The 24,357-nt window shown below is 60.1% G+C and carries 21 protein-coding genes and 1 pseudogene; 7 read left to right on the top strand and 15 right to left on the bottom strand.

The genetic code is table 11. The features are described from left to right. Position 1: 1 nt before the first annotated feature. The 5 genes and pseudogenes from BMH52_RS20090 to BMH52_RS20070 form a co-directional block, all read right to left on the bottom strand. On the bottom strand, positions 2 to 769 hold the full coding sequence (locus BMH52_RS20090) for an SDR family oxidoreductase (RefSeq protein WP_014718324.1): 768 nt from the start codon (positions 767 to 769) through the stop codon (positions 2 to 4). Between the two features lie 21 nt (positions 770 to 790). Beyond that, positions 791 to 1,858 (bottom strand): phosphotransferase family protein, encoded by a 1,068-nt coding sequence (locus BMH52_RS20085; protein WP_034126012.1) that lies wholly within the window; start codon positions 1,856 to 1,858, stop codon positions 791 to 793. A 129-nt stretch (positions 1,859 to 1,987) separates the two neighbouring features. After that, positions 1,988 to 2,941 (bottom strand): 2-hydroxyacid dehydrogenase, encoded by a 954-nt coding sequence (locus tag BMH52_RS20080; protein ID WP_014718326.1) that lies wholly within the window; start codon positions 2,939 to 2,941, stop codon positions 1,988 to 1,990. A gap of 148 nt (positions 2,942 to 3,089) precedes the next feature. Further along, entirely contained in the window at positions 3,090 to 3,503 is a 414-nt protein-coding gene (locus BMH52_RS20075) for a hypothetical protein (RefSeq protein WP_073844820.1), read from the bottom strand. Between the two features lie 90 nt (positions 3,504 to 3,593). Next, positions 3,594 to 4,006: pseudogene (locus BMH52_RS20070) on the bottom strand (DUF4822 domain-containing protein). Between the two features lie 415 nt (positions 4,007 to 4,421). On the opposite strand from BMH52_RS20070, the gene BMH52_RS20065 reads away from it, so the two are divergent. After that, positions 4,422 to 5,699 (top strand): serine/threonine transporter, encoded by a 1,278-nt coding sequence (locus BMH52_RS20065; RefSeq protein ID WP_014718329.1) that lies wholly within the window; start codon positions 4,422 to 4,424, stop codon positions 5,697 to 5,699. Between the two features lie 52 nt (positions 5,700 to 5,751). Here the strand turns inward: BMH52_RS20065 and BMH52_RS20060 are convergent, their stop codons facing one another. The 5 genes from BMH52_RS20060 to acnB all read right to left on the bottom strand — a co-directional run bounded on the left by BMH52_RS20060 (position 5,752) and on the right by acnB (position 12,366). Beyond that, positions 5,752 to 6,330, bottom strand: a complete 579-nt coding sequence (locus tag BMH52_RS20060; protein ID WP_072434521.1) for an acyl-homoserine-lactone synthase — start codon at positions 6,328 to 6,330, stop codon at positions 5,752 to 5,754. A 28-nt stretch (positions 6,331 to 6,358) separates the two neighbouring features. Next, positions 6,359 to 7,084 carry an autoinducer binding domain-containing protein gene (locus BMH52_RS20055; RefSeq protein ID WP_073844818.1) on the bottom strand — a complete coding sequence of 242 codons (726 nt, stop codon included), beginning with the start codon at positions 7,082 to 7,084 and terminating at the stop codon, positions 6,359 to 6,361. A gap of 117 nt (positions 7,085 to 7,201) precedes the next feature. After that, positions 7,202 to 8,473 carry a glycosyltransferase gene (locus tag BMH52_RS20050; protein ID WP_019820177.1) on the bottom strand — a complete coding sequence of 424 codons (1,272 nt, stop codon included), beginning with the start codon at positions 8,471 to 8,473 and terminating at the stop codon, positions 7,202 to 7,204. A gap of 25 nt (positions 8,474 to 8,498) precedes the next feature. Further along, complete coding sequence (locus BMH52_RS20045; protein ID WP_014718333.1) at positions 8,499 to 9,392, bottom strand: alpha/beta fold hydrolase; 894 nt, start codon at positions 9,390 to 9,392, stop codon at positions 8,499 to 8,501. 364 nt (positions 9,393 to 9,756) lie between these two features. Beyond that, entirely contained in the window at positions 9,757 to 12,366 is a 2,610-nt protein-coding gene (gene acnB, locus BMH52_RS20040; protein ID WP_003190828.1) for a bifunctional aconitate hydratase 2/2-methylisocitrate dehydratase, read from the bottom strand. Between the two features lie 395 nt (positions 12,367 to 12,761). On the opposite strand from acnB, the gene BMH52_RS20035 reads away from it, so the two are divergent. After that, positions 12,762 to 13,229: a DUF1289 domain-containing protein gene (locus BMH52_RS20035; RefSeq protein ID WP_003190830.1), complete on the top strand. Its 468-nt coding sequence runs from the start codon at positions 12,762 to 12,764 to the stop codon at positions 13,227 to 13,229. 134 nt (positions 13,230 to 13,363) lie between these two features. Here BMH52_RS20035 and BMH52_RS20030 read toward each other — a convergent pair whose 3' ends face one another. Next, positions 13,364 to 14,227 carry a universal stress protein gene (locus BMH52_RS20030; RefSeq protein ID WP_014718336.1) on the bottom strand — a complete coding sequence of 288 codons (864 nt, stop codon included), beginning with the start codon at positions 14,225 to 14,227 and terminating at the stop codon, positions 13,364 to 13,366. A 150-nt stretch (positions 14,228 to 14,377) separates the two neighbouring features. On the opposite strand from BMH52_RS20030, the gene BMH52_RS20025 reads away from it, so the two are divergent. Further along, on the top strand, positions 14,378 to 14,980 hold the full coding sequence (locus BMH52_RS20025; RefSeq protein ID WP_014718337.1) for a tRNA-(ms[2]io[6]A)-hydroxylase: 603 nt from the start codon (positions 14,378 to 14,380) through the stop codon (positions 14,978 to 14,980). Here the strand turns inward: BMH52_RS20025 and BMH52_RS20020 are convergent. Continuing rightward, positions 14,936 to 16,135: an MFS transporter gene (locus tag BMH52_RS20020; protein ID WP_073844816.1), complete on the bottom strand. Its 1,200-nt coding sequence runs from the start codon at positions 16,133 to 16,135 to the stop codon at positions 14,936 to 14,938. The genes BMH52_RS20025 and BMH52_RS20020 overlap by 45 nt on opposite strands. A gap of 157 nt (positions 16,136 to 16,292) precedes the next feature. Between BMH52_RS20020 and BMH52_RS20015 the strand changes: the two genes are divergently transcribed. Together BMH52_RS20015 and BMH52_RS20010 are read left to right on the top strand one after the other, a co-directional pair. Beyond that, positions 16,293 to 17,000: a response regulator gene (locus tag BMH52_RS20015; protein ID WP_014718339.1), complete on the top strand. Its 708-nt coding sequence runs from the start codon at positions 16,293 to 16,295 to the stop codon at positions 16,998 to 17,000. Then, positions 17,001 to 18,278 carry an ATP-binding protein gene (locus tag BMH52_RS20010; RefSeq protein ID WP_014718340.1) on the top strand — a complete coding sequence of 426 codons (1,278 nt, stop codon included), beginning with the start codon at positions 17,001 to 17,003 and terminating at the stop codon, positions 18,276 to 18,278. Between the two features lie 136 nt (positions 18,279 to 18,414). Here the strand turns inward: BMH52_RS20010 and BMH52_RS20005 are convergent, their stop codons facing one another. The 3 genes from BMH52_RS20005 to BMH52_RS19995 all read right to left on the bottom strand — a co-directional run bounded on the left by BMH52_RS20005 (position 18,415) and on the right by BMH52_RS19995 (position 22,062). Beyond that, positions 18,415 to 19,206 carry a MipA/OmpV family protein gene (locus BMH52_RS20005; protein ID WP_032902151.1) on the bottom strand — a complete coding sequence of 264 codons (792 nt, stop codon included), beginning with the start codon at positions 19,204 to 19,206 and terminating at the stop codon, positions 18,415 to 18,417. A gap of 16 nt (positions 19,207 to 19,222) precedes the next feature. Further along, on the bottom strand, positions 19,223 to 21,046 hold the full coding sequence (locus BMH52_RS20000; protein WP_069868454.1) for a serine hydrolase: 1,824 nt from the start codon (positions 21,044 to 21,046) through the stop codon (positions 19,223 to 19,225). 116 nt (positions 21,047 to 21,162) lie between these two features. Beyond that, a complete protein-coding gene (locus BMH52_RS19995; protein ID WP_014718343.1) occupies positions 21,163 to 22,062 on the bottom strand; it encodes a LysR family transcriptional regulator in 900 nt (299 codons plus the stop codon). 274 nt (positions 22,063 to 22,336) lie between these two features. Between BMH52_RS19995 and BMH52_RS19990 the strand changes: the two genes are divergently transcribed. Both BMH52_RS19990 and BMH52_RS19985 read left to right on the top strand, forming a co-directional pair. Beyond that, complete coding sequence (locus BMH52_RS19990) at positions 22,337 to 23,155, top strand: MaoC family dehydratase N-terminal domain-containing protein (protein ID WP_073844842.1); 819 nt, start codon at positions 22,337 to 22,339, stop codon at positions 23,153 to 23,155. A 28-nt stretch (positions 23,156 to 23,183) separates the two neighbouring features. Continuing rightward, complete coding sequence (locus BMH52_RS19985) at positions 23,184 to 24,347, top strand: acyl-CoA dehydrogenase family protein (protein WP_060767458.1); 1,164 nt, start codon at positions 23,184 to 23,186, stop codon at positions 24,345 to 24,347. Positions 24,348 to 24,357: the final 10 nt, after the last annotated feature.

Here is a 24,357-nt window from a genome sequence, read left to right as displayed (position 1 = left end):
GTCAGGACAAGAAACCACCGTCCACATTCAGCGAAACCCCAGTGGTATAGCTCGACGCATCACTGGCCAGGTACAGCACCGCGCCAGCCATTTCGCTGGGGTCGGCCACGCGCTTGAGCGGGATCTGGGCCAGGGCCATTTTCAGGATGGAATCATTCTTGACCAGCGCCGAGGCAAACTTGGTATCGGTCAGGCCCGGCAGCAGCGCGTTGCAACGGATTCCAAAGGCCGCACATTCCTTGGCAAACACCTTGGTCATGTTGATTACGGCGGCCTTGGTCACCGAGTAGATGCCCTGGAACACGCCGGGCGAGATGCCGTTGATCGAGGCCACGTTGATGATGCTGCCGCCGCCGTTCTCGCGCATCAGCTTGCCGGCTTCCACCGACATGAAGAAGTAACCACGGATATTCACGTCAACGGTCTTCTGGAATGCGCCCAGGTCGGTGTCCAGTACATTACAGAACTGCGGGTTGGTGGCGGCGTTGTTGACCAGGATATCCAGGCGGCCGAACTGTTCACGAATGCCGGCGAACACCTGGGTGATCTGTTCCATTTCACCAATATGGCAGGCAATGGCCGTGGCTTTGCCGCCCTCGGCGATGATCGCATCGGCCACGTGCTGGCAACCCTCCAGCTTACGGCTGGAGACAATCACATGGGCGCCTTGCTGGGCCAGCAACTTGGCGATGGCTTCACCGATGCCACGGCTGGCGCCGGAAACAAACGCAATCTTGCCATCGAGGTCGAACAGGTTGGTCTTGGACATGAGGGTTCCTTGTAGTTGCACTCAGAGCGCTGATTTGCCGATGACATTCAGGCTCATCTGCTCCAGCAGTTTGTTCATGTGGATGAACTGCGCGAAGCGTTTGTCCTGGGTCTGGCCATGGAAGAAGCGGTAGTAGATCTGCTGCACAATCCCGGCCAGGCGGAACAGGCCGTAGGTGTAATAGAAATCGAAATTGTCGATCTGGATGCCGGAGCGCTCGGCGTAGTAGTCGACAAACTGGCGGCGGGTGAGCATACCGGGGGCGTTGCTCGGCTGGCGGCGCATCAGTTGCACCGGCGCCGGGTCCGCAGCCTCGATCCAGTAGGCGAGGGTGTTGCCCAGGTCCATCAACGGGTCGCCCAGGGTGGTCAGCTCCCAGTCCAGCACGCCGATGATCTGCATCGGGTTGTGCGGGTCGAGGATCACGTTGTCGAAGCGGTAGTCGTTGTGCACGATGCTGGAGGTGGGATGATCGGCTGGCATCTTGTCGTTGAGCCAGGCGCGTACCGCCTCCCATTTTGGCGCATCGGGCGTCAGGGCTTTTTCATAGCGCTCGCCCCAGCCGCGAATCTGCCGCGCCACGTAGCCTTCGGGCTTGCCCAGGTCGGCCAGGCCGCAGGCGTGGTAGTCGACCTGGTGCAGTTCGACGAATTTGTCGATAAAGCTCTTGCACAAGGCCTCGGTGCGGGTGGCGTCCAGGCCCAGCTCAGCCGGCAGGTCGGAGCGCAGGATGATGCCGTTGACGCGCTCCATCACATAGAACTCGGCGCCGATCACCGATTCATCGGTGCAGTGCACATAAGCCTTGGGGCAGTACGGAAAGCCATCTTTGAGCTGGTTGAGAATGCGGTATTCGCGGCCCATGTCGTGGGCAGACTTGGCTTTGTGACCAAACGGCGGGCGACGCAGCACAAATTCCTGGTCGGGGTATTCCAGGAGGTAAGTCAGGTTCGACGCGCCACCAGGGAACTGGCTGATTTTGACGGTACCGCTCAGGCCTGGAATATGAGCTTTGAGGTAGGGATCGATCAGGCTGGCATCAAGTTCTTCGCCTGGGCGAATCTGGGTCGATTGGTCGTTCAGCGCCATGCTTATCCCTTCTGCTTATTCTAAAGGCCTTGGACTATTTCCTAATCTAATGCGCACAGCCGCCCAGCGACAAGGCCGGGGCGGCTTAATAGGTTAGCGTGTTGAAGGGTGATCAGCGTGCCTGATCGGTCATTTTGCAGGCGCTGGCAAGGCCACCGGTGTAAGCACGGGGCGGCCGGCAAAGTATTCCACCAGGTTATCAGCGACGCGCTGCACCGTGTCATGGGCCGCTTCCGGGGACAGGCCGGCCACGTGGGACGTCAGCACGGTATTGCTCAGGCGCTTGAGGGCATCGGGCACTGCAGGCTCATCGTCAAACACGTCCAGCGCGGCGCCGCCGATGCGGCGCTGCTCCAGCGCGGCGACCAGGTCGGCGGTCACCACTACGCTGCCGCGGCCAATGTTCACCAGATAGCCATTGGGCCCCAACGCATCCAGCGCATGTTTATCGATCAGATGGCGAGTGCCGGCCCCACCGGGCGTGGCCAGGATCAGGAAGTCCGAAGTGCGCGCCAGTTCGACGGCCGTTGAGCAGTAGGTGTAATCCACGTCATCGCGAGGTTGGCGGTTGTGATAGCTCACTTCCATGCCAAACCCGAGGGCGGCGCGCTTGGCGATTTCCATGCCCACGGCCCCCAGCCCGAGAATGCCCAGTTGTTTGCCGGCCAGGGAAGGGCGCATGACCTTCGGCCACTCGCTGCGGCGAACAGCGGCGTCGGTCTGAGGAATCCCGCGCACCAGTGACAACAGCAACGCCATGGCGTGATCAGCCACCGAGGGTGCGTTCACGCCGGCACCGTTAGTCACCACTATCCCGCGGTTGCTTGCCGCTTGCAGGTCCACATGTTCGTAGCCGGCGCCAATCACGCAGATGATCTCCAGTAATGGCAACGCGGCGATCTCTTCGGCATACAGCCCAAGCGGCCCGCGGGTCAGCACGGCCTGAATCTGCCCCCCATGGGTCTTGATTGCTTGGGCGCGTTCAGTAGGCGTCGGCGCCAGGATCACATGAAAGTCGTTGCTCTCGATGATTTGCAGGTATTCGTTGATGGTTTCAACCAGGACCAGAACAGTGGTGGGCATCGCAAGGCTCTTCCTGAAGGGTTTGAGAGCATGAGTATGCGCCGAACCTACCCGTTATTGCGCTGACCTCCTGCAAGATTTCCGGATACGTCAAACCTGGCTGCGCAACCCAAACCCGCGCACCCAGGCTCCTTCTCTGTCGCGCCAGCTACTGAGTAGTCCCCGGTTGCCGTGCCTGGGCCCGCTCTCTTTGTGCAATCGGCATGAAATCGTAGGTCGGGAAGAATTCCGTCTTGTAGACACCCCACGCCGTGTTCTCGATGGCCAGGTTGACTTGAGCCAGGCGAGACGCCGGTAAACGCAGCACGATGACTTGCCCGATACCCATGGTGATATTCCAACTGACGACTTCGACACCTTCCGGCGGGAAGGCCTTGTGAAATTCCTGCTTGGCCAGTTGGGCTTTCAATTCGCCCAGCGGGCGTGATTGATCGTGTTTAAGAAACACGGTCAACATGACGGTGTTATCGGACGTGGCGGCGATGCTTTTGGTGGGCAGTGTCGTGTTGGCCTGTACCGTGATTGCGCTGGGCAACAGTACGGCTACCAGCAGTGCAGGCATGAATAGATATCTGAATGAAGCGTATGGATTCATCACAAGTGCCTCGTTTGTTATTGGTTTTTTATGGCTGGATATAAATAGGGTGTTTAACTAGTTTGACATCTGAGTCTTTATTGGTCCCGTGTAAGGCGCATGTGCCACATAGATTCTAACGGGAGGGTTGGTCGCTACCATGTCGCGAGGGACTTCACGAGAATAGGTGAATTCGGTGTTGTCCAATTTTTCCAGCCTTCTGACGATGGTGCGATGCGTGCCAAGGTCGGGCACCAGGATGTGGGTCTGCTTGTCGCCAGTGACCAGGAAATAACCGCCCCCGCCACGCCGGGGTATTTGGCCTTGACGTCGTTTTCTGGCTCGCCCTCTATATAAACCTTGGTGGTCAACCATTGAGGCGAAGAGGCCAGGGCACGAACATCAGCCTCAACCGGTTTCGCGTAACTTGACGGCGCGCCTAATAAACCCGCGAAAAACAGGCCGGTAAAAGCAAGGGTGAATCTTCGCATTATCAAACTCCTTACTGGTTGGTTAAGTGTTGTTATCGTCTTTGTCGGTCAGTGCGCGAAGATATTAGTGTGTGAATTTACGCGTGCTCAATAGCTATGTATGGTCCTGTAACAGTTGAGGGGTTGTATGACTAAGAATATGATTTTGAAGCGGGCTGCTTCTGAACTTGTTGTCGGACTCTTCTCGCAATAGGTGGCCTATTAAAACTAAGACGTAATGTTTGTACGACGTCTCAGCCATCCAAAACCTTCACGGGGGCGGCCACATGAACAGCTGCTCCGCCTAACCATTCCTCAGCTAAGTCTTTGCTTCTCCAAGAGAATCCCGGACAATCCGGCCCTTGTTTCGGCCAGGGCGCTGCCTGTCAGGTTTTTCTGACTCGTGCTGGCCGTGTGAATGCGGAGATCCCACCGGATGAATGATCAGGCCAATAGCGTCGACGAACGCTATGCAACGACACCTGCAACGCTCACAAGCTGGAGCCGCCAGGACACTACCTGGATGCTCGGGCTATTCGGTACCGCCATTGGCGCCGGTACTTTGTTCCTGCCTATCAACGCGGGCCTGGGGGGCTTCTGGCCGCTGGTGATCCTGGCGTTGCTGGCCTTCCCGATGACGTTCTTTGCCCACCGTGGGCTGACCCGTTTCGTGCTGTCCGGCCGTGAAGGTTCCGACATTACCGACGTGGTTGAAGAGCATTTCGGTATCAAGGCCGGTGCACTGATCACCTTGCTGTACTTCTTTGCGATCTTCCCGATCCTGCTGATCTACAGCGTGGCGCTGACCAATACCGTCAGCAGCTTCATGGAGCACCAGCTGCATATCCTGCCGCCGCCCCGGGCCATCCTGGCGTTTGTGTTGATCTTGGGTCTGCTGGCCGTGGTGCGTTGCGGTGAGCAAGTGATCGTCAAGGCCATGAGCTTGATGGTGTACCCGTTTATTGTGGCCTTGCTGTTCCTGGCGGTGTACCTGGTACCGCACTGGAATGGCGGCATTCTCAGCACCGCCAGCGAAGTGCCGGCACCCTCGGCGCTGCTCAACACGTTGTGGCTGGCGATTCCGGTGATGGTGTTCTCGTTCAACCATTCACCGATCATCTCGGCCTTCGCGGTGGACCAGAAGCGCCAGTACGGCGCACACGCCGACGAGCGCAGCTCGCAGATCCTGTCCCGCGCGCACTTGCTGATGGTGGCGATGGTGCTGTTCTTCGTGTTCAGTTGCGTGCTGACCCTGTCGCCCGCGCAGTTGGCCGAAGCGAAAGCGCAGAACCTGTCGATCCTGTCGTACCTGGCCAACCACTTCGATAACCCGACGATTGCCTTTGCCGCACCGTTGATTGCGTTCGTGGCGATTGCCAAGTCGTTCCTGGGCCACTACATCGGCGCCAGCGAGGGCCTCAAGGGCCTGGTGGTCAAGACTGGCCGCCGCCCGGCACCCAAGACCCTGGACCGCATGACCGCCGCCTTCATGTTGGTGGTGTGCTGGATCGTCGCCACGCTCAACCCGAGCATCCTTGGCATGATCGAGACCCTGGGCGGGCCGATCATCGCGTCGATACTGTTCCTGATGCCGATGTACGCGATCCGCAAGGTCCCGGCCATGGCCAAGTACCGGGGGCAGGCCTCGAATGTGTTCGTGACGCTGGTCGGTCTGGTGGCCATTTCCTCACTGATTTACTCGCTGATTCCCTGAGGCGTTCGCAGCCGATGCCCCGGCTTTAAGCACAGGTGGGGATCACCCATCGCTAGGCAACGGCCGACTCTGCGTGTAACGCGATTTGGCCGTTTTTCTGCCAGGCCGGAAAACTCAGCGCTACCACATGGTCTTTATTCACGCGTTGCGGAGAACCGAGGCGGCTCAACTGCACGCCATGCCTGAGAAAATAACGTTCCAGCGCGGGTGTGGTCACCGCCACTACCCGATTGGCGCCCTGGCTCCAGGCATGGTTCAGGCTGTTCCACCAGACGCGCATCGGTAAGGTGCCTTCCTCCAGCGCGCGCGCGGCAAAACGCGACACCTCCCAGGTGTCGCTGCTTCGCGGGGTTGGCTGGTCGCACAGAAAACCGAACACTTGCGCCAGCAGATAAGGTTGCGTGGTCGGCAAGAGCCGCGCGCAACCGCAGACTTGGTGCTCGGCATCCAGGGCGAGGATATGACGAGCATCCGCGTGGTCGAACTGGTCGAATTCGCGTTGGGGCCGGGCGTGCGTGGAATTCAGTTGCCAGCCCAATTGCTGGATGAAAACTTCGTGTCGGTAGCGGCCCAGGTCGTCCTCAAGCGTTGCAGACAGTTCATGGTGACGACGGGTGATGATGCTGATCATTGGACGTCCTTATCGCAATTGTCGGGCCCTAGATAAGGCCCTGTGCAGCGGCGTAGGCTGCCGCCAGTGTTTTGTTGCCAGCCCCGAATTTCTTCTGAATGGCTTTGAGGTGAAAGTTTACGGTGTTGACGGAAATAGTGAGGATCAGCGCGATTTCTCCTGAACTCTTGCCGTCGGCGGTCCACTGCAGGATCTCCCGCTCACGCCGGCTCAGGCAGACCAATTGGTGGGCGCGTTCGCTATCACCCAGGTCTGTCAGGCGCAGTGTCACCCGTTCAAGGATGCAGCGCAGGCGCACTTGAATTTCGTTGTTTTCAGCCTGCGAAATAATGTCTTGGCGCCGAGCCACGGACAGTACCCGCAGTGAACGGTCGTGGCTTCGAATCGGCAGTGTGGCGCCGATGCACAAGCCCCAGTCCCGAGCTTCCTGCCACAGCGTGCGGCTGTTATCAAACAGTGCGTCGTTCCATACCACCATCTCGGTAGAGCGCAAGCCACTAAGGATTGACGGATCGACAGCCGCGTAGTTTTGCTTCTCGTAATGTGCCAGCCAGCTTGCGGGGTAGGACCCGCATATCTCGGTTCTGGGGCGTGTAAAAGGGGTCAGGTGACGTACGCCATAGGCGTAGTACTCGAACCCCAGTTGCAACACTTCACGCTCCAGAAGCGCTAACACTTGAGTCTCATCCTGTTGCTTGCACATCTCGATGCGCAAGCAATCCCACCAACGAATGAGGTCGTTTTCCTTCTCCATGGACAGTCGCCTCGATTACTGCATTCTTGGCAATCTAGCCCACAAGCTATTTCTGTCAAACTTTGCCGAGGCTTCCCGACCGCTCTGGCACGGTGCTTACACTTGGACGTTCGAGGTTTATGAGGCCTGGCGCAGGCGAGGCATTGAATGCCGCGCGTGGCACTGCTCAATGGCGTTGACCGCTGTTTCACAAGAGGCAGCGTCGCAGGGCATCAGGCTGCTCGCTCGACGACAGGCCGTTTGCAGCCGGCTGTCGTGCAAGAGCGTGGTGATCGCATCGTCCAGGTCCTGTTTGTTTAACGGTAGGGCAAGGCGTATGCCGCATCCCATGCGCACCAGGCGTTCGGCGTTATCGAACTGGTCATGAGCGATAGGCAGCACAATCTGCGCAATGCCGGCCGCCAGCGCCTGGCTCATGGCGCCAATGCCGCCGGGGTGGACCAGACCGGCCGCGTGGGGCAACAGCGAACTCATCGGCAAAAACGGGCGCTGTATCACGGTGGGCGGCAGGTCCGTGAAGAGCGGTCGATCACCGCTCAGAAAAATGCCGCGGGCACCGACCCTGTGCAGCGCTGCCAGGGCGAAACGATAAAACTGCTGGTCAAAGTGCTCAGTGGAGCCTTGAGTGAAGACAATAGGGGGCGCTCCGGCAACCAGAAAGGCTCGTGTGGGCTCATCGAGCCCAGGGGCGCCACCGTCGAACAGAGGGAAACCGGCCATGTGCAAAGGCTGTGGCCAGTCTTTCTGTGCGGGGGCGAACCATTCGGGGAACAGGCATATCACCCCCTGGGGCGCATGCATCCATTGACTGAAGATGTTCTTCACCACGCCTGGTAGCCCATGTTTGTGGCGTAGTGCGTTGATTTGGGGAGCACAGGTACGGTCCAGGCTCAGGTATTCGATCCCGCGCCAGAGCAGCTTGCGCAGAGTCAATGGCAAGCGCCGCGACACATTGAAGGTGGGGTGCACGGGCGGCAAATGTGCAGAAAGCAACGTGGATGGCGACACTTGGACGGACAGATAAGGGATGCCGTATTTTTCATGGGCGATACGTGCACCCAAGGCCCATAGTGAGCCGACAACCACCGTATCGTCGGTATTGTGAGTGGTTACATAGTCGTAGACGGGTTCCAGCAGGCCGGCGATGGCTTGCCACAACACGGCGAATGAGGTCTTCGGGTCCCACAATAGGGGATCGCCCATGGCGGCGCTGTAGGTCGCCTCATCGCATAACGGCACGAAGTTCAGCCCCTGCGCCTCAATGGCGCGCTGAAACGTCGGCATGCTGCACAAGGTGACCTGATGACCGCGCACAGTCAGGGCAGCCCCCAGGCCGATAAAGGGAAAAACGTCACCGGCCGAGCCGATGGCAACCATGATTACTCGCATCATCTACGTCCTTGTTGAAGAGTATTTAGGCAAAGCTCAGCCGCGCTCGTTGAGCCGACTGCTCGCAAAACGCCCCTGGCTGGGCATCGCATGCCCTCAGCAAATGCCCGAGCAACGCGCGGTGCACGCCGTTGGCCGCGGCCTTGGACTCCAGGTCCAGAAAATGTCCGCTGCTCTGGGCAATGGAGAAGCTGCAATCGCGGATGTACTGCTTGAAGGACTGCACGTCCATGGCGCTGGTGTATTCGTCCCAGGCGCCATTCAGGAAGTGCACATGACTGTCAATGTTCAAGAGTTGCGGCAAGTAGGCCCCTTCATTGAGCTTGAGTGCCTGTTCGATATGGAAGCGCGCTTGATGCTGCTCGGCGTTGATCAACTGCGCCATATGCTGTTGATTGGCGGTCTTGAGTCGAGCCGGGAGATGCTTGCCCAGCGTCTGGTTGAGCAAATGGCCGATCCCTGCGTTGTCATCCCGGGCCATGAGTGCCTGCGCCCCGCTGACGTAATCGAGCATCGGCGCGTTGAGGCCAGGCGCAAACGACATCACCACTGAGCTTTCAACGCTGTCTGGATTTTTGGCAAGTGCCAGCAGGGTGGACAGGCCACCCCAGGACACGGAAACCAAGTGGTGAATGTTGAAGCGCTCGATCAATGCCAGCAGGATCTGGACTTCGTCGTCCTTGGTCACCAGGCACCGGTCAGGGTTGTGAGCGCGGGAGTTGCCAGCGAACGGCAAGTCAAACAGCACCACGTTGAAGTGTTCGGCCAGGCATTTACTGGTACGGGCAAAGGCCGACGTCGTGGCCATGGCGCCGTTGACCAACAGGACGTTCTTTCTATCAGGCGCATCGCCGATGTGTTCCACCGACACCGAATAATGCTTGAAGATTTTCTTGATCACATATTGGCTACGCGACATAACACACCTCCAGTCAGCACAAAAAACAGGCGAGAGCGCCCCTGGCACCGGGCTTGGGTGTCGAGGGCAGGGTTTGTTTTTTTTATTAAGGGGTACGGCTTACAGCGCGAAGTACATCCAGAGCTGGTGGGTTCCGTGATACAGGCGTCAGGGTGTAGAGAGTTTTAGCCTTCAAGGCGTAGAGGGACAACTACCTGATCTGGTAGGTCGTCGTGCAAAGGCTGTCGGCGGCCAGTACTTTTCAGTCTGATACAACTCTTTAAGGGGGAGCGGGAGCCTGGATTGACATCCGTTACCCTTTTGGCGCACGCAAAAAAACGCCGCGTACCTTGCGATACGCGGCGCCTTTCACATCAACACACCGTTAGGCTTGAATCACCGGGATGTTGGCGCTTGCTGCGATCTTGCGGAACTCAGCGATCTGGTCGAAGTTCAGGTAGCGGTAGACGTCACTGGCCATGGTGTCCAGTTTCGCTGCGTAGCCCATGTACTCTTCGACGGTTGGCAGGCGGCCCAGGGTAGAGGCCACGGCAGCCAGCTCAGCCGATGCCAGGTAGACGTTTGCACCATCACCCAGGCGGTTCGGGAAGTTACGGGTCGAGGTCGACACGACGGTGGAGTTCGGCTCAACGCGTGCCTGGTTGCCCATGCACAGCGAGCAGCCTGGCATTTCCATACGTGCGCCAGCCTTGCCGTAGATGCCGTAGTAGCCTTCTTCGGTCAGTTGGTGAGCGTCCATCTTGGTCGGCGGCGACAGCCACAGACGGGTAGGCAGCTGGCCCTTGACCTGCTCCAGCAGCTTACCGGCAGCGCGGAAGTGACCGATGTTGGTCATGCACGAACCGATGAACACTTCGTCGATCTTCTCGCCAGCGACGCTGGACAGCAGACGGGCGTCGTCCGGGTCGTTTGGCGCGCAGAGGATCGGCTCGTTGATTTCCGACAGGTCGATTTCGATGATTTCGGCGTATTCGGCGTCGGCATCGGCTTCCATCAGCTCCGGGTTGGCAACCCAGGCTTCCATCGCTTGGGCGCGACGTTCCAGGGTGCGTGCATCGCCGTAGCCTTCGCCGATCATCCAGCGCAGCAGGGTGATGTTGGAGTTCAGGTACTCGGTGACGGACTCTTTGGACAGCTTGATGGTGCAACCGGCAGCCGAACGTTCAGCCGAGGCGTCGGACAGCTCGAAAGCCTGTTCCAGCGTCAGGTCGTTCAGGCCTTCGATTTCCAGGATGCGGCCAGAGAACGCGTTCTTCTTGCCTTTCTTCTCTACGGTCAGCAGGCCAGCCTGGATCGCGTAGTAAGGAATGGCATGCACCAGGTCACGCAGGGTGATGCCAGGTTTCATCTTGCCTTTGAAGCGCACCAGAATCGATTCCGGCATGTCCAGTGGCATTACGCCAGTGGCTGCGGCGAACGCGACCAGGCCAGAACCGGCCGGGAACGAGATGCCCATCGGGAAACGGGTGTGGGAGTCGCCACCGGTACCGACGGTGTCCGGCAGCAGCATGCGGTTCAGCCAGCTGTGGATGATGCCGTCGCCTGGACGCAGCGATACACCGCCACGGGTCATGATGAAGTCAGGCAGGGTGTGGTGGGTGGTCACGTCGATCGGCTTCGGGTAAGCCGCGGTGTGGCAGAAGGACTGCATCACCAGGTCGGTCGAGAAGCCCAGGCACGCCAGGTCTTTGAGTTCGTCACGGGTCATTGGGCCGGTGGTGTCCTGGGACCCCACGGTGGTCATCTTCGGCTCGCAGTAAGTGCCAGGACGAACGCCTTTGCCTTCTGGCAGGCCACAGGCCTTGCCGACCATTTTCTGCGCCAGGGTGAAGCCCTTGCCGGTGTCGACAGGCGCTTCAGGCAGCTTGAACAGGTCGGTAGGGCCCAGGCCCAGCTCAGCGCGTGCCTTGTCGGTCAGGCCGCGGCCGATGATCAGCGGGATACGTCCGCCGGCGCGAACTTCGTCCAACAGCACCGGGGTCTTCATTTCGAAGGTGGTCAGGACTTCGTCGGTGCCGTGCTTGCAGACTTTGCCAGCATGCGGGTACAGGTCGATCACGTCGCCCATGTTCATGTTGGTAACGTCGAATTCGATTGGCAGTGCGCCGGCATCTTCCATGGTGTTGTAGAAGATCGGAGCGATCTTGCTGCCGAAGCAGAAACCGCCAGCACGCTTGTTCGGCACGTAAGGCACGTCGTCACCGAAGAACCACAGCACCGAGTTGGTTGCCGATTTACGCGACGAACCGGTACCGACCACGTCACCGACGTAGGCGATCGGGAAGCCTTGGCCGCGCATCTCTTCGATCTGCTTCATCGGGCCGGTCTTGCCTTGCTCGTCCGGCACGATGCCTTCACGCGCCATTTTCAGCATGGCCAGGGCGTGCAGCGGGATGTCAGGGCGGGACCAGGCATCAGGCGCAGGCGACAGGTCGTCGGTGTTGGTTTCGCCGGTGACCTTGAAGACGCGCAGGCTGATCTTGTCGGCCAGGGTAGGGCGGTTGCGGAACCACTCGCCGTCAGCCCAGGACTGGATCACGCCTTTGGCGTGCTCGTTGCCGTTGCGGGCTTTTTCGGCGACGTCGTGGAACGCATCGAACATCAGCAGGGTGTGCTTGAGTTGGGCGGCCGCGACGGGTGCCAGTTCGGCGTCGTCCAGCAGCTCGACCAACGTCACGATGTTGTAGCCGCCTTGCATGGTGCCGAGCAGTTCAACAGCGCGTTTCTTGTCGATCAGGGGGGAAGTGGCTTCGCCCTTGGCCAGGGCAGACAGGAAACCGGCCTTGACGTAAGCGGCTTCGTCAACGCCTGGTGGAATGCGGTTGGTGATCAGGTCAACGAGGAATTCTTCTTCGCCAGCCGGAGGATTTTTCAGCAGCTCGACCAGGCCTGCGGTTTGTTCGGCGTTAAGCGGCTGGGGAACGATACCCAGTGCGGCACGCTCTTCGATATGTTTGCGGTAGGCTTCAAGCACAGTTATTACCCTCATCAGTGGTCCCACGGGACGCTCATCCAGAAATGAACGGCACGCATGCGCTCGGGGGCTTTTTGGGCCGCAAAGCCAGCGCTGCCGCCATTTCTTACAGAAGCTGCTTTCAAAGTTTTACGCCTGCAGAACGGAGCTGATGAGGGTTGGCGCGGGCTCTGACCTACCGGGTCGAACCTGCGCCAACACCGTTCTGAAGGAACGACTGTGCTCGTGACGCTTTGAAAACAGCTTCCAGCGGATTATTGGCGCCTTACAAGGCCGGGTGATTCTACGGCAAAAAAAATCTAAAGGTAAGTTGCCTACTCAAGTTTGCTGGGTGATCAACCTTAGACAAAGGGCTAACATGGCGCACTGTTTCGCTGATTTGCGTGTTGCTGCCCATGCCCAACCAAACCATCAAGACCCCCTGCGTCGGCCTGTGCTCTACGGTCTACGGCGATCTCGTGTGCCGTGGATGCAAGCGCTTTCACCATGAAGTGATCCAGTGGAACGGCTATAACGAAGAAGAAAAGCGTGCGGTCTGGCTCAGGCTTGAGCAGCTGTTGGTGCAGGTCATGGCCGGCAAAGTGGAGGTTTTCGACCCCAAGACACTGCGCGGGCAGTTGGAGCAACGCAAGATTCGCTTTGTGCCACACCAGTCCGAGTATTGTTGGGCCTACCAGTTGATCGCCCGTGGGGCCCGGGTGATCAATAACCTGGAGGCGTACGGCATGGTGCTGTTGCCGGAGTTTCGCGACTGGGCGCTGCCTGAACTGCGCGATGCCATTGATCGCGAGTTCTTTATCTTGTCCGAGGCGCATTACCAGCGCTATATCGCGCCTGGGTTCTTGAAAGATGCGCTGGGTTAATTGACTGGCGAGGTCAATGTGGGAGCTGGCTTGCCTGCGATAGCGGTGTATCAGGAGCAAATGCGCCAGCTGACCCACCGCAATCGCAGGCAAGCCAGCTCCCACATTTGATCCACATTGCCTGAAGGTCGGTGTCAGGGCTTGGTCGCCAGCTCTTGCAGATGGTCCATGAGCGTCTGCGGTTTAAGCACCAGCACATCGCTTTGCACCGCATCCAGCACCACCTCCGCCGTATTGCCGATCAACGCGCCGGAAATCCCCGTGCGTGCCACCGTGCCGATAATGGTCACCGCCGCCTGCAAGCGATGGGCAATATGGGGGATCAGCACATCGGCCGGGCCTTCCTCGATATGCAGGTGCCTGTCGTCCACGTCGAACTCGGCCTGGAAGGCCTTGCATTGCTCGCGATAGCGCGCCTCGATGGTTTCCTTGAGCTGAAAGGTCGGGTCTGCCGCCGACAGCATGGGCGAGGGGTGAGCACTGATCACATGCAACTGCGCTTTGGCGAGGCTGGCGATATCAAAGCCATGGTCGATGATCGAATTATGCAGCGAGCGGTGTTCGCCGTCGGCGTTGCCCACATCGATGGCCGCCAGGATCACGCCGCCTGCCCAGGGGGTGGCGGTCTTGACCAGCAACACCGGCGTCGGGCAATAGCGCAGCAACTTCCAGTCCGCCGGGGTCAGCAGGGCTTTTTTCAGAGGGTTGTCGGGGAAGTGCTGTTTGATCACCAGGCCACAGCCTTCGGCTTGCTGCACATCGATGATGGTTTCATGCAGGCTGTCGTTCCAGGCCTGCTCGGTGGTGACGCTGTAGCCGTCTTCTTTCAAGCCTTCCTTGAGCAGGCTCAGCAGCGCCGAATGCTCGTGCTTCTTGTCACAGACCAGCAAGTGCAGGTGCGCGTCGGTCACTTTGGCAATCAGCTTGGCACGCTTGAGGGCCAGGCTTTCCGAATGCTCGGGTTCGATGACCACCAGGATGCTGCGGATGGCTTGCATGGTCGGGATCTCCAAAAGGGCGGGGCGTTGGATAACTATAGTTGCTGGCCGGCAGCCGTCATGTTGATACACATCAAGGCCGGTGGCTGGTGGTCTGCGGCGGGGTCGGTATAATCGGCGCCCTTTTGTGATCTTTTGCCCGTGAGCCCGATGAACCTGCCCGAAATCCATGAATTCCTCGGCTGCCGCACCCCCGATGCCTGGGTCCAGGCCGCGTTGGCCGATCAGGAAACCCTGCTGATCGACCACAAGAACTGCGAATTCAAAGCCGCCAGCACCGCCTTGAGCCTGATGGCCAAGTACTACGGTCACGTTGACCTGATCAACATGATGTCGCGCCTGGCCCGCGAAGAGTTGGTGCACCACGAGCAGGTCATGCGCCTGATGAAAAAGCGCAAGGTCGAACTGCGTCAACTGCACGCCGGCCGTTATGCCTCGGGTTTGCGCAAGGTGGTGCGCAGCCATGAGCCGGTCAAGCTGGTAGACACCCTGGTGGTGGGCGCCTTTATCGAAGCGCGCAGTTGCGAGCGTTTCGAAGCGCTGGTGCCGCATTTGGACGAAGAACTCGGCAAGTTCTACTTCGGCTTGCTCAAAAGCGAGGCGCGGCACTTCCAGGGTTACTTGAAGCTGGCTTACCAGTACGGCGACGCCAAGGACATCGCCCAGGTGATCGACCGGGTGCGAGCCACCGAGCAGGACCTGATCGAATCACCCGACGTCGAGTTCCGCTTTCACAGTGGCGTGCCAGCCTGAGGCCACGGCCACACCGATCAACGCGGTGATCCCCGCCAGCAGCAGGATCACCGTTGGCGTGCCCAAGGGTGCTGCCAGCACGGCAATCATCAAGCCCGCCAAGGGCTGGGCCAGGTTGTTGAGCAAGGTCATCACACCGACTGTCTTGCCGAAGTCCTGCACCGGAATCACCCGTTGTCGGGTGCTGCGCAGGTACACGTTGAACATCTTGTCAAAGCCGGTCAGCAGCAGGAACCCCACCGCGTAGGCCCACACGCCGGGGCTGAGCGCTGTGATCAGCGCGCCGACGGTGATCATCGAGTACGACAACCCGCCCAGTACCTTCAGCTTCAGTGATGAATGCGCCAGGTAGAACAGAATCGCGATGGTCACCAGCGCCCCGGCGGCTTGCAGCAGGGCATAGGTGTCTTTGCCCGCTGCGTAGTGGCCGGTGACCATGGCAGCCGAGGTGGCCAGCGTCACGCCGACTATCAGGTTCACGCCGACCGCCAGGACGATGATGCGCTTCAACTCCACCCGGTTGAGGATGTGGCCAAAAGCGGTGCGCAGGGGTTGCAGCCAGTTACCCGGCTGTTGTTCATGGATGTGCAGGTCCACCGTGGTGTGGCGCTGCCAGATCAGCATCGCCAGGTCCGCCAGCACAAACAGCACGGCGACCCCCAGCACCACCCAAGGCCACGCCCAGACTTCCAGCATCAGCGCCGCCACCAATGGCCCGAGCACCAGCCCGCTCTGGTCGGCGATCTGCGAATAGGACAAGGTCTTGGCGTAGGTGTAATGCTCGAAGATATGCGGCATCACCACTTCCCGCGCCATGATGCCCTGGGTGGTCAACACGCCGCATACCGCGGACAGCATGACCAGCCAATGGATACCGTCGAACAGCCCATACAGCGCCATCGCCACCACGCAGGCCACGGCCCGATACACCTGGCTGATATGCAGGATACGCACCGGTGAAAACCTGTCGCACAATGCCCCGCACACCGGAAAAGCCAGGTAGCGCGGCAGTGATTCGACAAAAAACGCCAGCCCCGCCCACGACACGCTTTGAGTGGTCTGGAATACGATCAGGGGCACGATAAACAGCAAAACCTGGTCGGCCAGCCGTGAAAGGAACAGCGAAATGAAGAACGCCAGGTAATCCTTGCGCATAGAACTCCCTGTCAATGGCGTTAAAAAGTGCAGGCTATTTGTTAAAAACTCTTAAAAGCATGAAGCTTCTTCGCTGTGGGCTGGTCAGCCACATCTGTCGGCCAGCTTGCCACCTATAATGGCCCCATTTCAATCCGCGCATCCACACTGAGAACTTATGGAAAACCTGGGTCTGGGCAAGGTCTTGCTCGTTGAGGACGATGAAAAGCTGGCAGGGCTGGTCTCGCATTTTCTGTCGCAGCATGGTTTCGAGGTACGGGTGGTGTACCGGGGTGATGAAGCCTTGGCGGCGTTCCTGGATTTCAAGCCGAAGATCGTCGTGCTCGATCTGATGCTGCCGGGTCAGAGCGGGCTGCATGTCTGCCGCGAGATTCGCAACGTGTCGGACACGCCCATCGTGATCCTCACCGCCAAGGAAGATGACCTGGACCATATCCTTGGCCTTGAATCCGGTGCTGACGACTACGTGATCAAGCCGATCAAACCGCCGGTGTTGTTGGCGCGCCTGCGTGCGCTGCAGCGCCGTCAAGTGCCCGAGCCCACCGTGCGCGGTGCCCTGGAATTTGGCCGCTTGTCGATTGATCGCAGTTGCCGGGTGGTCCGCCTGGGCGGCGAGACCATTGACCTCACCACCATGGAATTCGAGTTGCTGTGGTTGCTGGCCAGCAGCGCGGGCAAGATTCTCTCTCGCGACGACATCCTCAACCGCATGCGCGGCATCGCTTTTGACGGCCTGAACCGCAGCGTAGACGTTTACATCAGCAAACTGCGCGGCAAGCTCAATGACAACCCCCGCGAGCCGGTGTGCATCAAGACCATCTGGGGCAAGGGCTACCTGTTCAATCCGTTCGCGTGGGAGGTGTAGATGCTGCGCTTGTATCTGCGCCTCTATCTGATTCTCGCGCTCGGTCTGGCCGGGTCGATCTGGTTGGTCAACTACGGCCTGGACGCCTACATGCCCGAGTCCAACGAAACCTATAACCGTGAAGCCCTGCGCGGCCCGGCCTGGGCCCTGGTGGAGCAACTGCGCCCCGTGCAGGCAGAGGCACGCCAGGCACGCCTGGACGAGCTGCAACCGCATTACGGCTTGCGGCTCAAATTGGTGCAGCGCGACACCCAGGATTTGAGCGAACGGGAACAGAAACTCCTGGCGGCTGACCAGGTGGTGGTGCGCGAAGACTTCATGAAATTTCTCGCGCCTATCGACGACGGCCCGCAACTGCTCGAAATCAGATTGCCGGAAGAACCCAAGTGGTTATACCTGTGGGCCTATGGCTTCCTGGGCGTGAGCCTGGCCATCGTCCTGTATTTCTGGGTGCGTCCACACTGGCGCGACCTGGAGCACATCCGCCTGGCAGCGCAACGTTTCGGTGACAATGACCTGGGCTCGCGCATCTTGCTGCCGAGTCGCTCCACCGTGCGCTCACTGGCCGGGCACTTCAACCAGATGGCCGAGCGCATCGAAGGTTTGATCGCCAACCAGCGCGAACTCACCAACGCGGTCTCCCACGAATTGCGCACGCCGATTGCGCGGCTGTCATTCGAGCTGGACCAGCTCAGGCAGCAGAGTGACCCACGGCAAAGCCGAGCGTTGATCAACGACATGTACGCCGACCTCGGTGAACTGGAAGAAATGGTCTCCGAGCTGTTGACCTATGCCAGCCTTGAGCCAGGCGCTACCCAGGTCACCCGCGAGCAAATCGAGGCCCACAGTTGGCTCGACAGTGTGATCGGCAGCGTGGCCCTGGAGGCCGAAGCAGAAGGGGTGCAGTTGTCGTTGCGCACCTGCGAGGTGGACGTTATCCAGATCGAGCCACGCTTTATGGCGCGGGCCGTGATCAACCTGCTGCGCAACGCGATTCGTTATGCCGATCGTCGCGTGGAAGTGTCGCTGGTCAAGTTTGGCAGCGGTTACGAAGTGCGGGTCAACGACGATGGGCCGGGGGTACCGCTGGAGGGTCGCACCAAGATATTCGAACCCTTCCTGCGCCTTGACGCCAGCCGCGACCGCCGCACAGGCGGATTTGGCCTGGGCCTGGCGCTGGTCAAGCGTGTCAGCCAGTGGCATGGCGGGCAGGTGGAAGTGCAGGATTCGGAGTGGGGCGGGGCGTCGTTTCGAATGACGTGGGCCTATGCAGAGTAAGGCGGCTTGCCCCATGCCATCCTGTAGGAGCGAGCTTGCTCGCGAAGAACCTCAACGATAACGCGTGTTTTCTGGATAAACGCGGCGCCTGCGAGTTTTTCGCGAGCAAGCTCGCTCCTACAGAGGGCAAGTCAGATCAGAAGGTGTACTGCAGCTCCCCCAACACCGACGCCTGCAGCCGCTGCTCCACAATCGGGCTCTTGCCTGCTTCATTCGCCAGGTATTGCACATCGAGCAAGGTCGAGAACTGCGTGTGTTCGTTGATCGGCACGCTCCATGAGAGGTTCATGCCATTGCTGATATTGCCGGCACTTGCCTTGTATTCCTTGAAGCGGCTGCGGGTGGCCTGGTCGGCAGTCACGCCGTACCAGGTTTGCAGGTAGTTGCGGTCACCGAAGTGGCTGTTGATGGCGGCATCGACGGAGCCGTAGCGGCCTTCATAGAGATGGGTGCCCAGGCTCAACTCCAGGTGGGTAAAAGCCTTGCCGGTTTCCTTGTGTTTATCTTCTTCAAGCGCATGTTCCAGGGTGGCGCCGATGATCACACCGCCGAGGTTGTAGGCGGTACTTACCCCCAATTGCGGACGTGACTTGATCTCGCCCATGCCTTTGAGGCGTTTGGAGCCGGCATGCATGCTTTCATTTTTATCCTTGCGCGAATCGCTTGCGCCAACGTATGCGCTGAAGCTCAGGGCATCACCTTCGTAACCCCAGCCCAAGCCCGTATCAGTGTCGAGGAAGACGCCCCAGGGGCTGATGATTTTGCCGCCGAGCACAGGCGCCGTCATACGTTCGTCGCTGCCACTGTAGCGGGGTGCGTTGGCCATGCCGGCCTTGAGGCTGTATTGCCAGTCTTCGGCAAGCGCCGTATCGGCGGCGGCGAGCAGGCACAGTGAGGTCAATGACAGGCACAGGTTTTTTGAGTGCATCAGGGTGTTTTCCTGGTTAGAGGTTCAAGGGTGTGTGGGGTGAATGGGTGCGTTTGAACGAGTAGCCCGAAGCACTCAGGCCGTTGACCTGGCGGCTGACGGTATCGCCCAGGCCGTAGCCGTTGCCGGCCAGCACCGCATGGGCGTTGTCGATGGGCAGCAGGATGTAGTCGGTCAGCGGCTCGCCGTTTAATTGGCCGCGAATCACCAGGAAACCGTCCTCCTGGCGCACGCTGATGCCACTCAATGGCGCGTCGGGTTCATGGCTGCTGAGCACCTGGTAGGTGCCGACCGTGTTGGCCCACGCGGCGGACAAGGGCGGCGGCTCGATGCGCTCGCCGATGGCAATGCGTTGGCCGTGGCTGCGGGCGGTGAGCATTTGGCGGCCTTGTACCGTGAGGACATCCAGCTGCACGCGGCCCAAATCGCCGAGGTCCTTGCGCCAGAACCCCAGTATCTTTTTCTGCGCCCGCAGCCAGCCTTGCTCATCACGCAATAGCTGGAAATCGTAGCCGGCCAGTTCACCGCTCAAACGGGCATGCTCATCCCTGATGCGGAACACGCCCCAGGCGGTCGCATAGAAGCCGGCCAGGCGCTTGCGATCCACCGCCGCCGGTACATGGCGCAGCTTGAGGCCGTGGCTGGGGGCCTGGCAGTCGTCGGCGCATACGGGCTTGCCGGTCTGAGCCTGGAGCATCAGGCGCAGGCTGTCGGTGGTCAGCGACACCACCATGTCTTCGGCGTTGCTGTCGTTGGCCATGATGACCACGGCCAGTTGCTGATCCGGCAGCAGGGTCAACTGGGCCACGAAGTCGTCGCCGCCACCGCTGTGCTGGTAGGTGCGCACACCGGGGCCGATGGGCTCGTCACCACAGGGCGCCAAGAACCAGCCCAAGCCCATCTGGCAGTCGAAATCCAAGGCGTTGCCGGTGTTTTGCTGGGTAAACATGGCATCGATAGAAGCGCTGCCGAGGATCTGACTGCCCTTGTAGGTGCCCTTGGCAAACAGCATGCGCACGTAGCGGCTGAGGTCTTTGGGGCTGGTCCACAGGCCACCGGCGGCGAGGTCACGCACCTGGGGGTCGGTGCTGGCCTTGCCATCCTCGTAGCCGTGGGCGCGATAGCTCATTTGCGCACCGGTACCCAGGAAACTGGACTGGTTCATTCGCAAGGGTGTGAGCAGGCTGCTTTGTAACTGGGCTTCGAAGCTTTTGCCGCTGCTACGCTCAATGGCGGCGCCCACCAAGGCATAGCCAAGGTTGGAATACGCCACCTGGGAGCCCGGCAGGCTGCTCAGCCACACACCCGACACACGCATCGGCATCTGCCCCATGGCATAGGTGCTGCGCAGGTCGCGCAGGTGCTCGCTGGGCAAACCGGATTGATGGCTGAGCAAGCGCCGCAAGGTGATCGCTCGATCCGCCTCGGCCTGGTCGCTGTGAAAGCGGGAGCGTACGTAGAACTCACGCAGGGTCTGCTGGATCGGCGCATCCAGCGCCAGGTGTTGCTGCTCCACCAGTTGCAGCGCCGCCGTGGCGGTCAGCAGCTTGGAGATGCCACCGGCGCGAAACGCGGTATTGGGCGTGACCGGCACCCCCAGGTCTTTGTCAGCCAGGCCAAAGCCGCGGGCCCAGATCAGCTCCTGGCCATTGACCAGGGCAATCGACAATCCCGCCACATTGTCCCGCGCCATCTCCTGGGGAATGCGGGTTTGTAGGTAGCGGATGATTGCGCCGTAATCACCTTTTTGAATCGGCGGCGGGGCAGGCGGTTGCGAGTGGCAACCGATACTGCCCAACAGGCAACCCAATAGCGGAATACCGCGCAGTCTGCGAAACATCAAGAGCACCCGAATGATGATTTGGATGCTGGAATGCTAGGGCGGCGGGTGCTGAGAATCTTTGAGTGCTTTGTCGGGAAACTGTCAAAGACTGTTAACGGCCGCTTATAAAAACATCAGGATTTGCCCAGGGGGGCAGGCATCAACGTGGCGATCAGGGCGCGTATGGTCCCCGGCAGCGCTTCCAGCTCGCGTACCAGGATGCTGCGCTCGCGAATCGCCCAGGGCTCGTCCAGTTTCACCGTCACCAGCTGCATGGTGCGGCTGTGACGCAGGGCGGCGGACTCTGGAATGATGCCAATGCCCACGCCGGCCTCGACCATCCGGCAGATCGCCTCGAAGCTCGAGACCTGGATACGCAGCGACAATTGCTTGCCCAGACGCTCGACGTGTTCACGCAGGAAACTCAACAGCGTGCTGCCTTCATGCAGGCCGATATGCTGATACGCCAGGGTCTGCTCGAGGGTGACCGAAGGCAGTTCGGCCAAGGCATGCCCGACGGGCACCATCAGCACCAGTTCATCGGTGCTGAAATGCAACACTTGCAGGCCGGAGGCTTCCACGGGGCCGGCGATGATACCCATGTCACTGGTGCCATCGAGCACCCCGCGCACGATGTCTCGTGACAGGCGTTCCTGCAGGTCGACGGTGACGCCCGGGCGCTGTGACAGAAAGCCTGCCAGGACTTCCGGCAAAAACTCGGTGACCGCCGTGGTGTTGGCGAAGATACGGATATGCCCGGCCGAATCCACGCCGTATTGGGTGAACTCGCTTTTGAGGTAATCCACCTGGCGCATGATCAACCGCGCGTGGTGTAACAGGCGCTCGCCTGCCGGAGTGATTTCCACGCCCCGGCTGTCGCGGTACAACAGGCGCGTGTCGAGCTGTCCTTCCAGGGCCTTGATCCGCGCACTGGCGGCAGCCGGCGACAGGAAGGCGCGCTTGGCACCCTGAGTGAGGCTGGGGGATTCGGCGATATGGATAAACAGGCGCAGGTCGGCGAGATCGAAGTGCATGCAAGGCTCCCGGTATAAACACCAAACCTCATCACAATGAAGACCCAAATGTGGGAGCGGGCTTGCTCGCGAAAGCGGTGTATCAGGCAATGTATTCAGTGACTGACACTGCGCTTTCGCGAGCAAGCCCGCTCCCACAGGGATGTACGGTGTTTTCCAATTAAATTGGCGTTCAGCATAACCGAACGCTGGTTTATTGAAATGCAAATTCTCAGAACGGGCTGGCCCTTGCATGATCCTCGGCAGACACCCACTGCCTGAGGACCTGCACCCGATGAGCGCCACTGATTGGATCGGCCGAAGTGAGACCGCCTACGACCACCTGAGCCATAACCTGCTCAAGCGCATCGCCGCCACATTAGGTGAAGAGGTGCCTGCCGACGGCGACGCTGTGCCTGCGTTGTGGCAATGGTGCTTTTTCCAGGACCCGCTGCCGGAGGTGGCGTTGGGCAGCGACGGCCACCCGGCACGCGGCGGGTTCCTGCCGCCGGCCGATAACCGCAATCGCATGTGGGCCGGTGGGCGTCTTGAATTTCTGCACCCACTGCGGGCTGGCGAGGCGGCTACGCGCGTGTCGACCATCACCCAGGTCGAAGAAAAGACCGGGCGCACCGGCTCACTGCTATTTGTCACCGTGCGTCATGACTACTCCCAGGAAGGGCGCCTGGCCATCCGCGAGGAGCAGGACATCGTCTACCGCGAACCCACGCCACCCAAGCCTGGCAGCGGCGACGCGCTGGCCCGGGGCGAATGGACAGAGGCCGTCGAGCCGACGCCGACCCTGTTGTTCCGCTACAGCGCCGTCACGTTCAACGGCCACCGCATCCACTACGACTACCCCTATGTCACCGGCACCGAAGGCTATGCCGGCCTGGTGGTGCATGGCCCGCTGATCGCCACCTTGAACCTGCGTGCGTTTTGCCGAGCGCACCCTGAGGCGACCTTGCTCCGCTTTGCCTATCGCGGCGTGCGCCCACTGATTGCGCCACAGCCTTTTCAGGTCGGCGGGCGCATCACCGCCACCGGCGTCGCAGAACTGTGGGCTGGCAACACTGAAGGCCTGGCACAGACCGCCCAGGTGCATTTCGAATAACCCGATAACAACAGGCGGAGAGCCGTAGATGAATGCCCATGACAACGAAGAACTCAATGCGATCCGCGACGGCGTGCGCGCCTTGTGCGCCGAGTTCGATGCCGCTTACTGGCGCAAGATCGATGAAGAAAAAGGCTTCCCCGAAGCCTTCGTCAAGGCCCTGACCGACGCCGGTTGGCTGTCGGCAATGATCCCCGAGGAATACGGCGGTTCCGGCCTGGGCCTGGCCGAAGCCTCGGTGATCCTTGAGGAAGTCAACCGCTGCGGCGGCAACTCGGGCACCGTGCACGGCCAGATGTACAACATGTTCACCCTGCTGCGTCATGGCAGCGAGGCGCAAAAACGCTACTACCTGCCCAAGCTGGCCAGCGGTGAATTGCGCTTGCAGTCGATGGCCGTCACCGAACCCACTACCGGCACCGACACCACCAAGATCAAGACCACGGCGATCAAGCGCGGCGACAAGTACGTGATCAACGGCCAGAAAGTCTGGATCTCACGGGTACAGCATTCCGACCTGATGATTCTGCTGGCACGCACCACGTCCTTGGCCGACGTAAAGAAAAAATCCGAAGGCATGTCGATCTTCCTGGTGGACCTGCGCCAGGCCATCGGTAACGGCCTGACCGTGCAGCCCATCGCCAATATGGTCAACCATGAGACCAACGAGCTGTTCTTCGACAACCTGGAGCTGCCCCTGGACAGCCTGATTGGCGAGGAGGGCAAGGGTTTCAAATACATCCTTGATGGCCTGAATGCCGAGCGCACGCTGATTGCCGCCGAGTGCATCGGTGACGGCCGCTGGTTCATCGAAAAGGCCAGCGCCTATGCCCGCGACCGTGTGGTGTTTGGCCGGCCCATCGGGCAGAACCAGGGCGTGCAGTTCCCGATTGCCGAGGCGCATATCGAGATCGAGGCGGCCGACCTGATGCGCTGGCGTGCCTGCGAGGAATACGACAGCGGCAAGAACGCCGGGGCCAGTGCCAACATGGCCAAGTACCTGGCGGCCAAGGCGTCCTGGGAAGCGGCCAATGCCTGCCTGCAAACCCACGGCGGCTTCGGCTTTGCCTGCGAGTACGACGTGGAGCGCAAGTTCCGCGAGACCCGCCTGTACCAGGTGGCGCCGATCTCCACCAACCTGATCCTGTCCTACGTGGCCGAGCATTTGCTCGAATTGCCACGTAGCTTCTGAGGGCCTGAGC

Source organism: Pseudomonas sp. BTN1 (genome assembly GCF_001907715.1).
GTDB classification, from domain to species: Bacteria; Pseudomonadota; Gammaproteobacteria; order Pseudomonadales; family Pseudomonadaceae; genus Aquipseudomonas; species Aquipseudomonas paracarnis.
The sequence above is the reverse complement of the archived record's forward strand: the minus strand, read 5'-3'. Positions and strand labels throughout refer to the sequence as shown.

What these genes read in the sequence shown, in the direction of transcription:
- BMH52_RS20090 (WP_014718324.1), bottom strand. Translation starts at nt 769, where the DNA reads ATGTCCAAGACCAACCTGTTCGACCTCGATGGCAAGATTGCGTTTGTT.
- BMH52_RS20085 (WP_034126012.1), bottom strand. Translation starts at nt 1,858, where the DNA reads ATGGCGCTGAACGACCAATCGACCCAGATTCGCCCAGGCGAAGAACTT.
- BMH52_RS20080 (WP_014718326.1), bottom strand. Translation starts at nt 2,941, where the DNA reads ATGCCCACCACTGTTCTGGTCCTGGTTGAAACCATCAACGAATACCTG.
- BMH52_RS20075 (WP_073844820.1), bottom strand. Translation starts at nt 3,503, where the DNA reads ATGCCTGCACTGCTGGTAGCCGTACTGTTGCCCAGCGCAATCACGGTA.
- BMH52_RS20065 (WP_014718329.1), top strand. Translation starts at nt 4,422, where the DNA reads ATGAATGATCAGGCCAATAGCGTCGACGAACGCTATGCAACGACACCT.
- BMH52_RS20060 (WP_072434521.1), bottom strand. Translation starts at nt 6,330, where the DNA reads ATGATCAGCATCATCACCCGTCGTCACCATGAACTGTCTGCAACGCTT.
- BMH52_RS20055 (WP_073844818.1), bottom strand. Translation starts at nt 7,084, where the DNA reads ATGGAGAAGGAAAACGACCTCATTCGTTGGTGGGATTGCTTGCGCATC.
- BMH52_RS20050 (WP_019820177.1), bottom strand. Translation starts at nt 8,473, where the DNA reads ATGCGAGTAATCATGGTTGCCATCGGCTCGGCCGGTGACGTTTTTCCC.
- BMH52_RS20045 (WP_014718333.1), bottom strand. Translation starts at nt 9,392, where the DNA reads ATGTCGCGTAGCCAATATGTGATCAAGAAAATCTTCAAGCATTATTCG.
- BMH52_RS20035 (WP_003190830.1), top strand. Translation starts at nt 12,762, where the DNA reads ATGCCCAACCAAACCATCAAGACCCCCTGCGTCGGCCTGTGCTCTACG.
- BMH52_RS20030 (WP_014718336.1), bottom strand. Translation starts at nt 14,227, where the DNA reads ATGCAAGCCATCCGCAGCATCCTGGTGGTCATCGAACCCGAGCATTCG.
- BMH52_RS20025 (WP_014718337.1), top strand. Translation starts at nt 14,378, where the DNA reads ATGAACCTGCCCGAAATCCATGAATTCCTCGGCTGCCGCACCCCCGAT.
- BMH52_RS20020 (WP_073844816.1), bottom strand. Translation starts at nt 16,135, where the DNA reads ATGCGCAAGGATTACCTGGCGTTCTTCATTTCGCTGTTCCTTTCACGG.
- BMH52_RS20015 (WP_014718339.1), top strand. Translation starts at nt 16,293, where the DNA reads ATGGAAAACCTGGGTCTGGGCAAGGTCTTGCTCGTTGAGGACGATGAA.
- BMH52_RS20010 (WP_014718340.1), top strand. Translation starts at nt 17,001, where the DNA reads ATGCTGCGCTTGTATCTGCGCCTCTATCTGATTCTCGCGCTCGGTCTG.
- BMH52_RS20005 (WP_032902151.1), bottom strand. Translation starts at nt 19,206, where the DNA reads ATGCACTCAAAAAACCTGTGCCTGTCATTGACCTCACTGTGCCTGCTC.
- BMH52_RS20000 (WP_069868454.1), bottom strand. Translation starts at nt 21,046, where the DNA reads ATGTTTCGCAGACTGCGCGGTATTCCGCTATTGGGTTGCCTGTTGGGC.
- BMH52_RS19995 (WP_014718343.1), bottom strand. Translation starts at nt 22,062, where the DNA reads ATGCACTTCGATCTCGCCGACCTGCGCCTGTTTATCCATATCGCCGAA.
- BMH52_RS19990 (WP_073844842.1), top strand. Translation starts at nt 22,337, where the DNA reads ATGAGCGCCACTGATTGGATCGGCCGAAGTGAGACCGCCTACGACCAC.
- BMH52_RS19985 (WP_060767458.1), top strand. Translation starts at nt 23,184, where the DNA reads ATGAATGCCCATGACAACGAAGAACTCAATGCGATCCGCGACGGCGTG.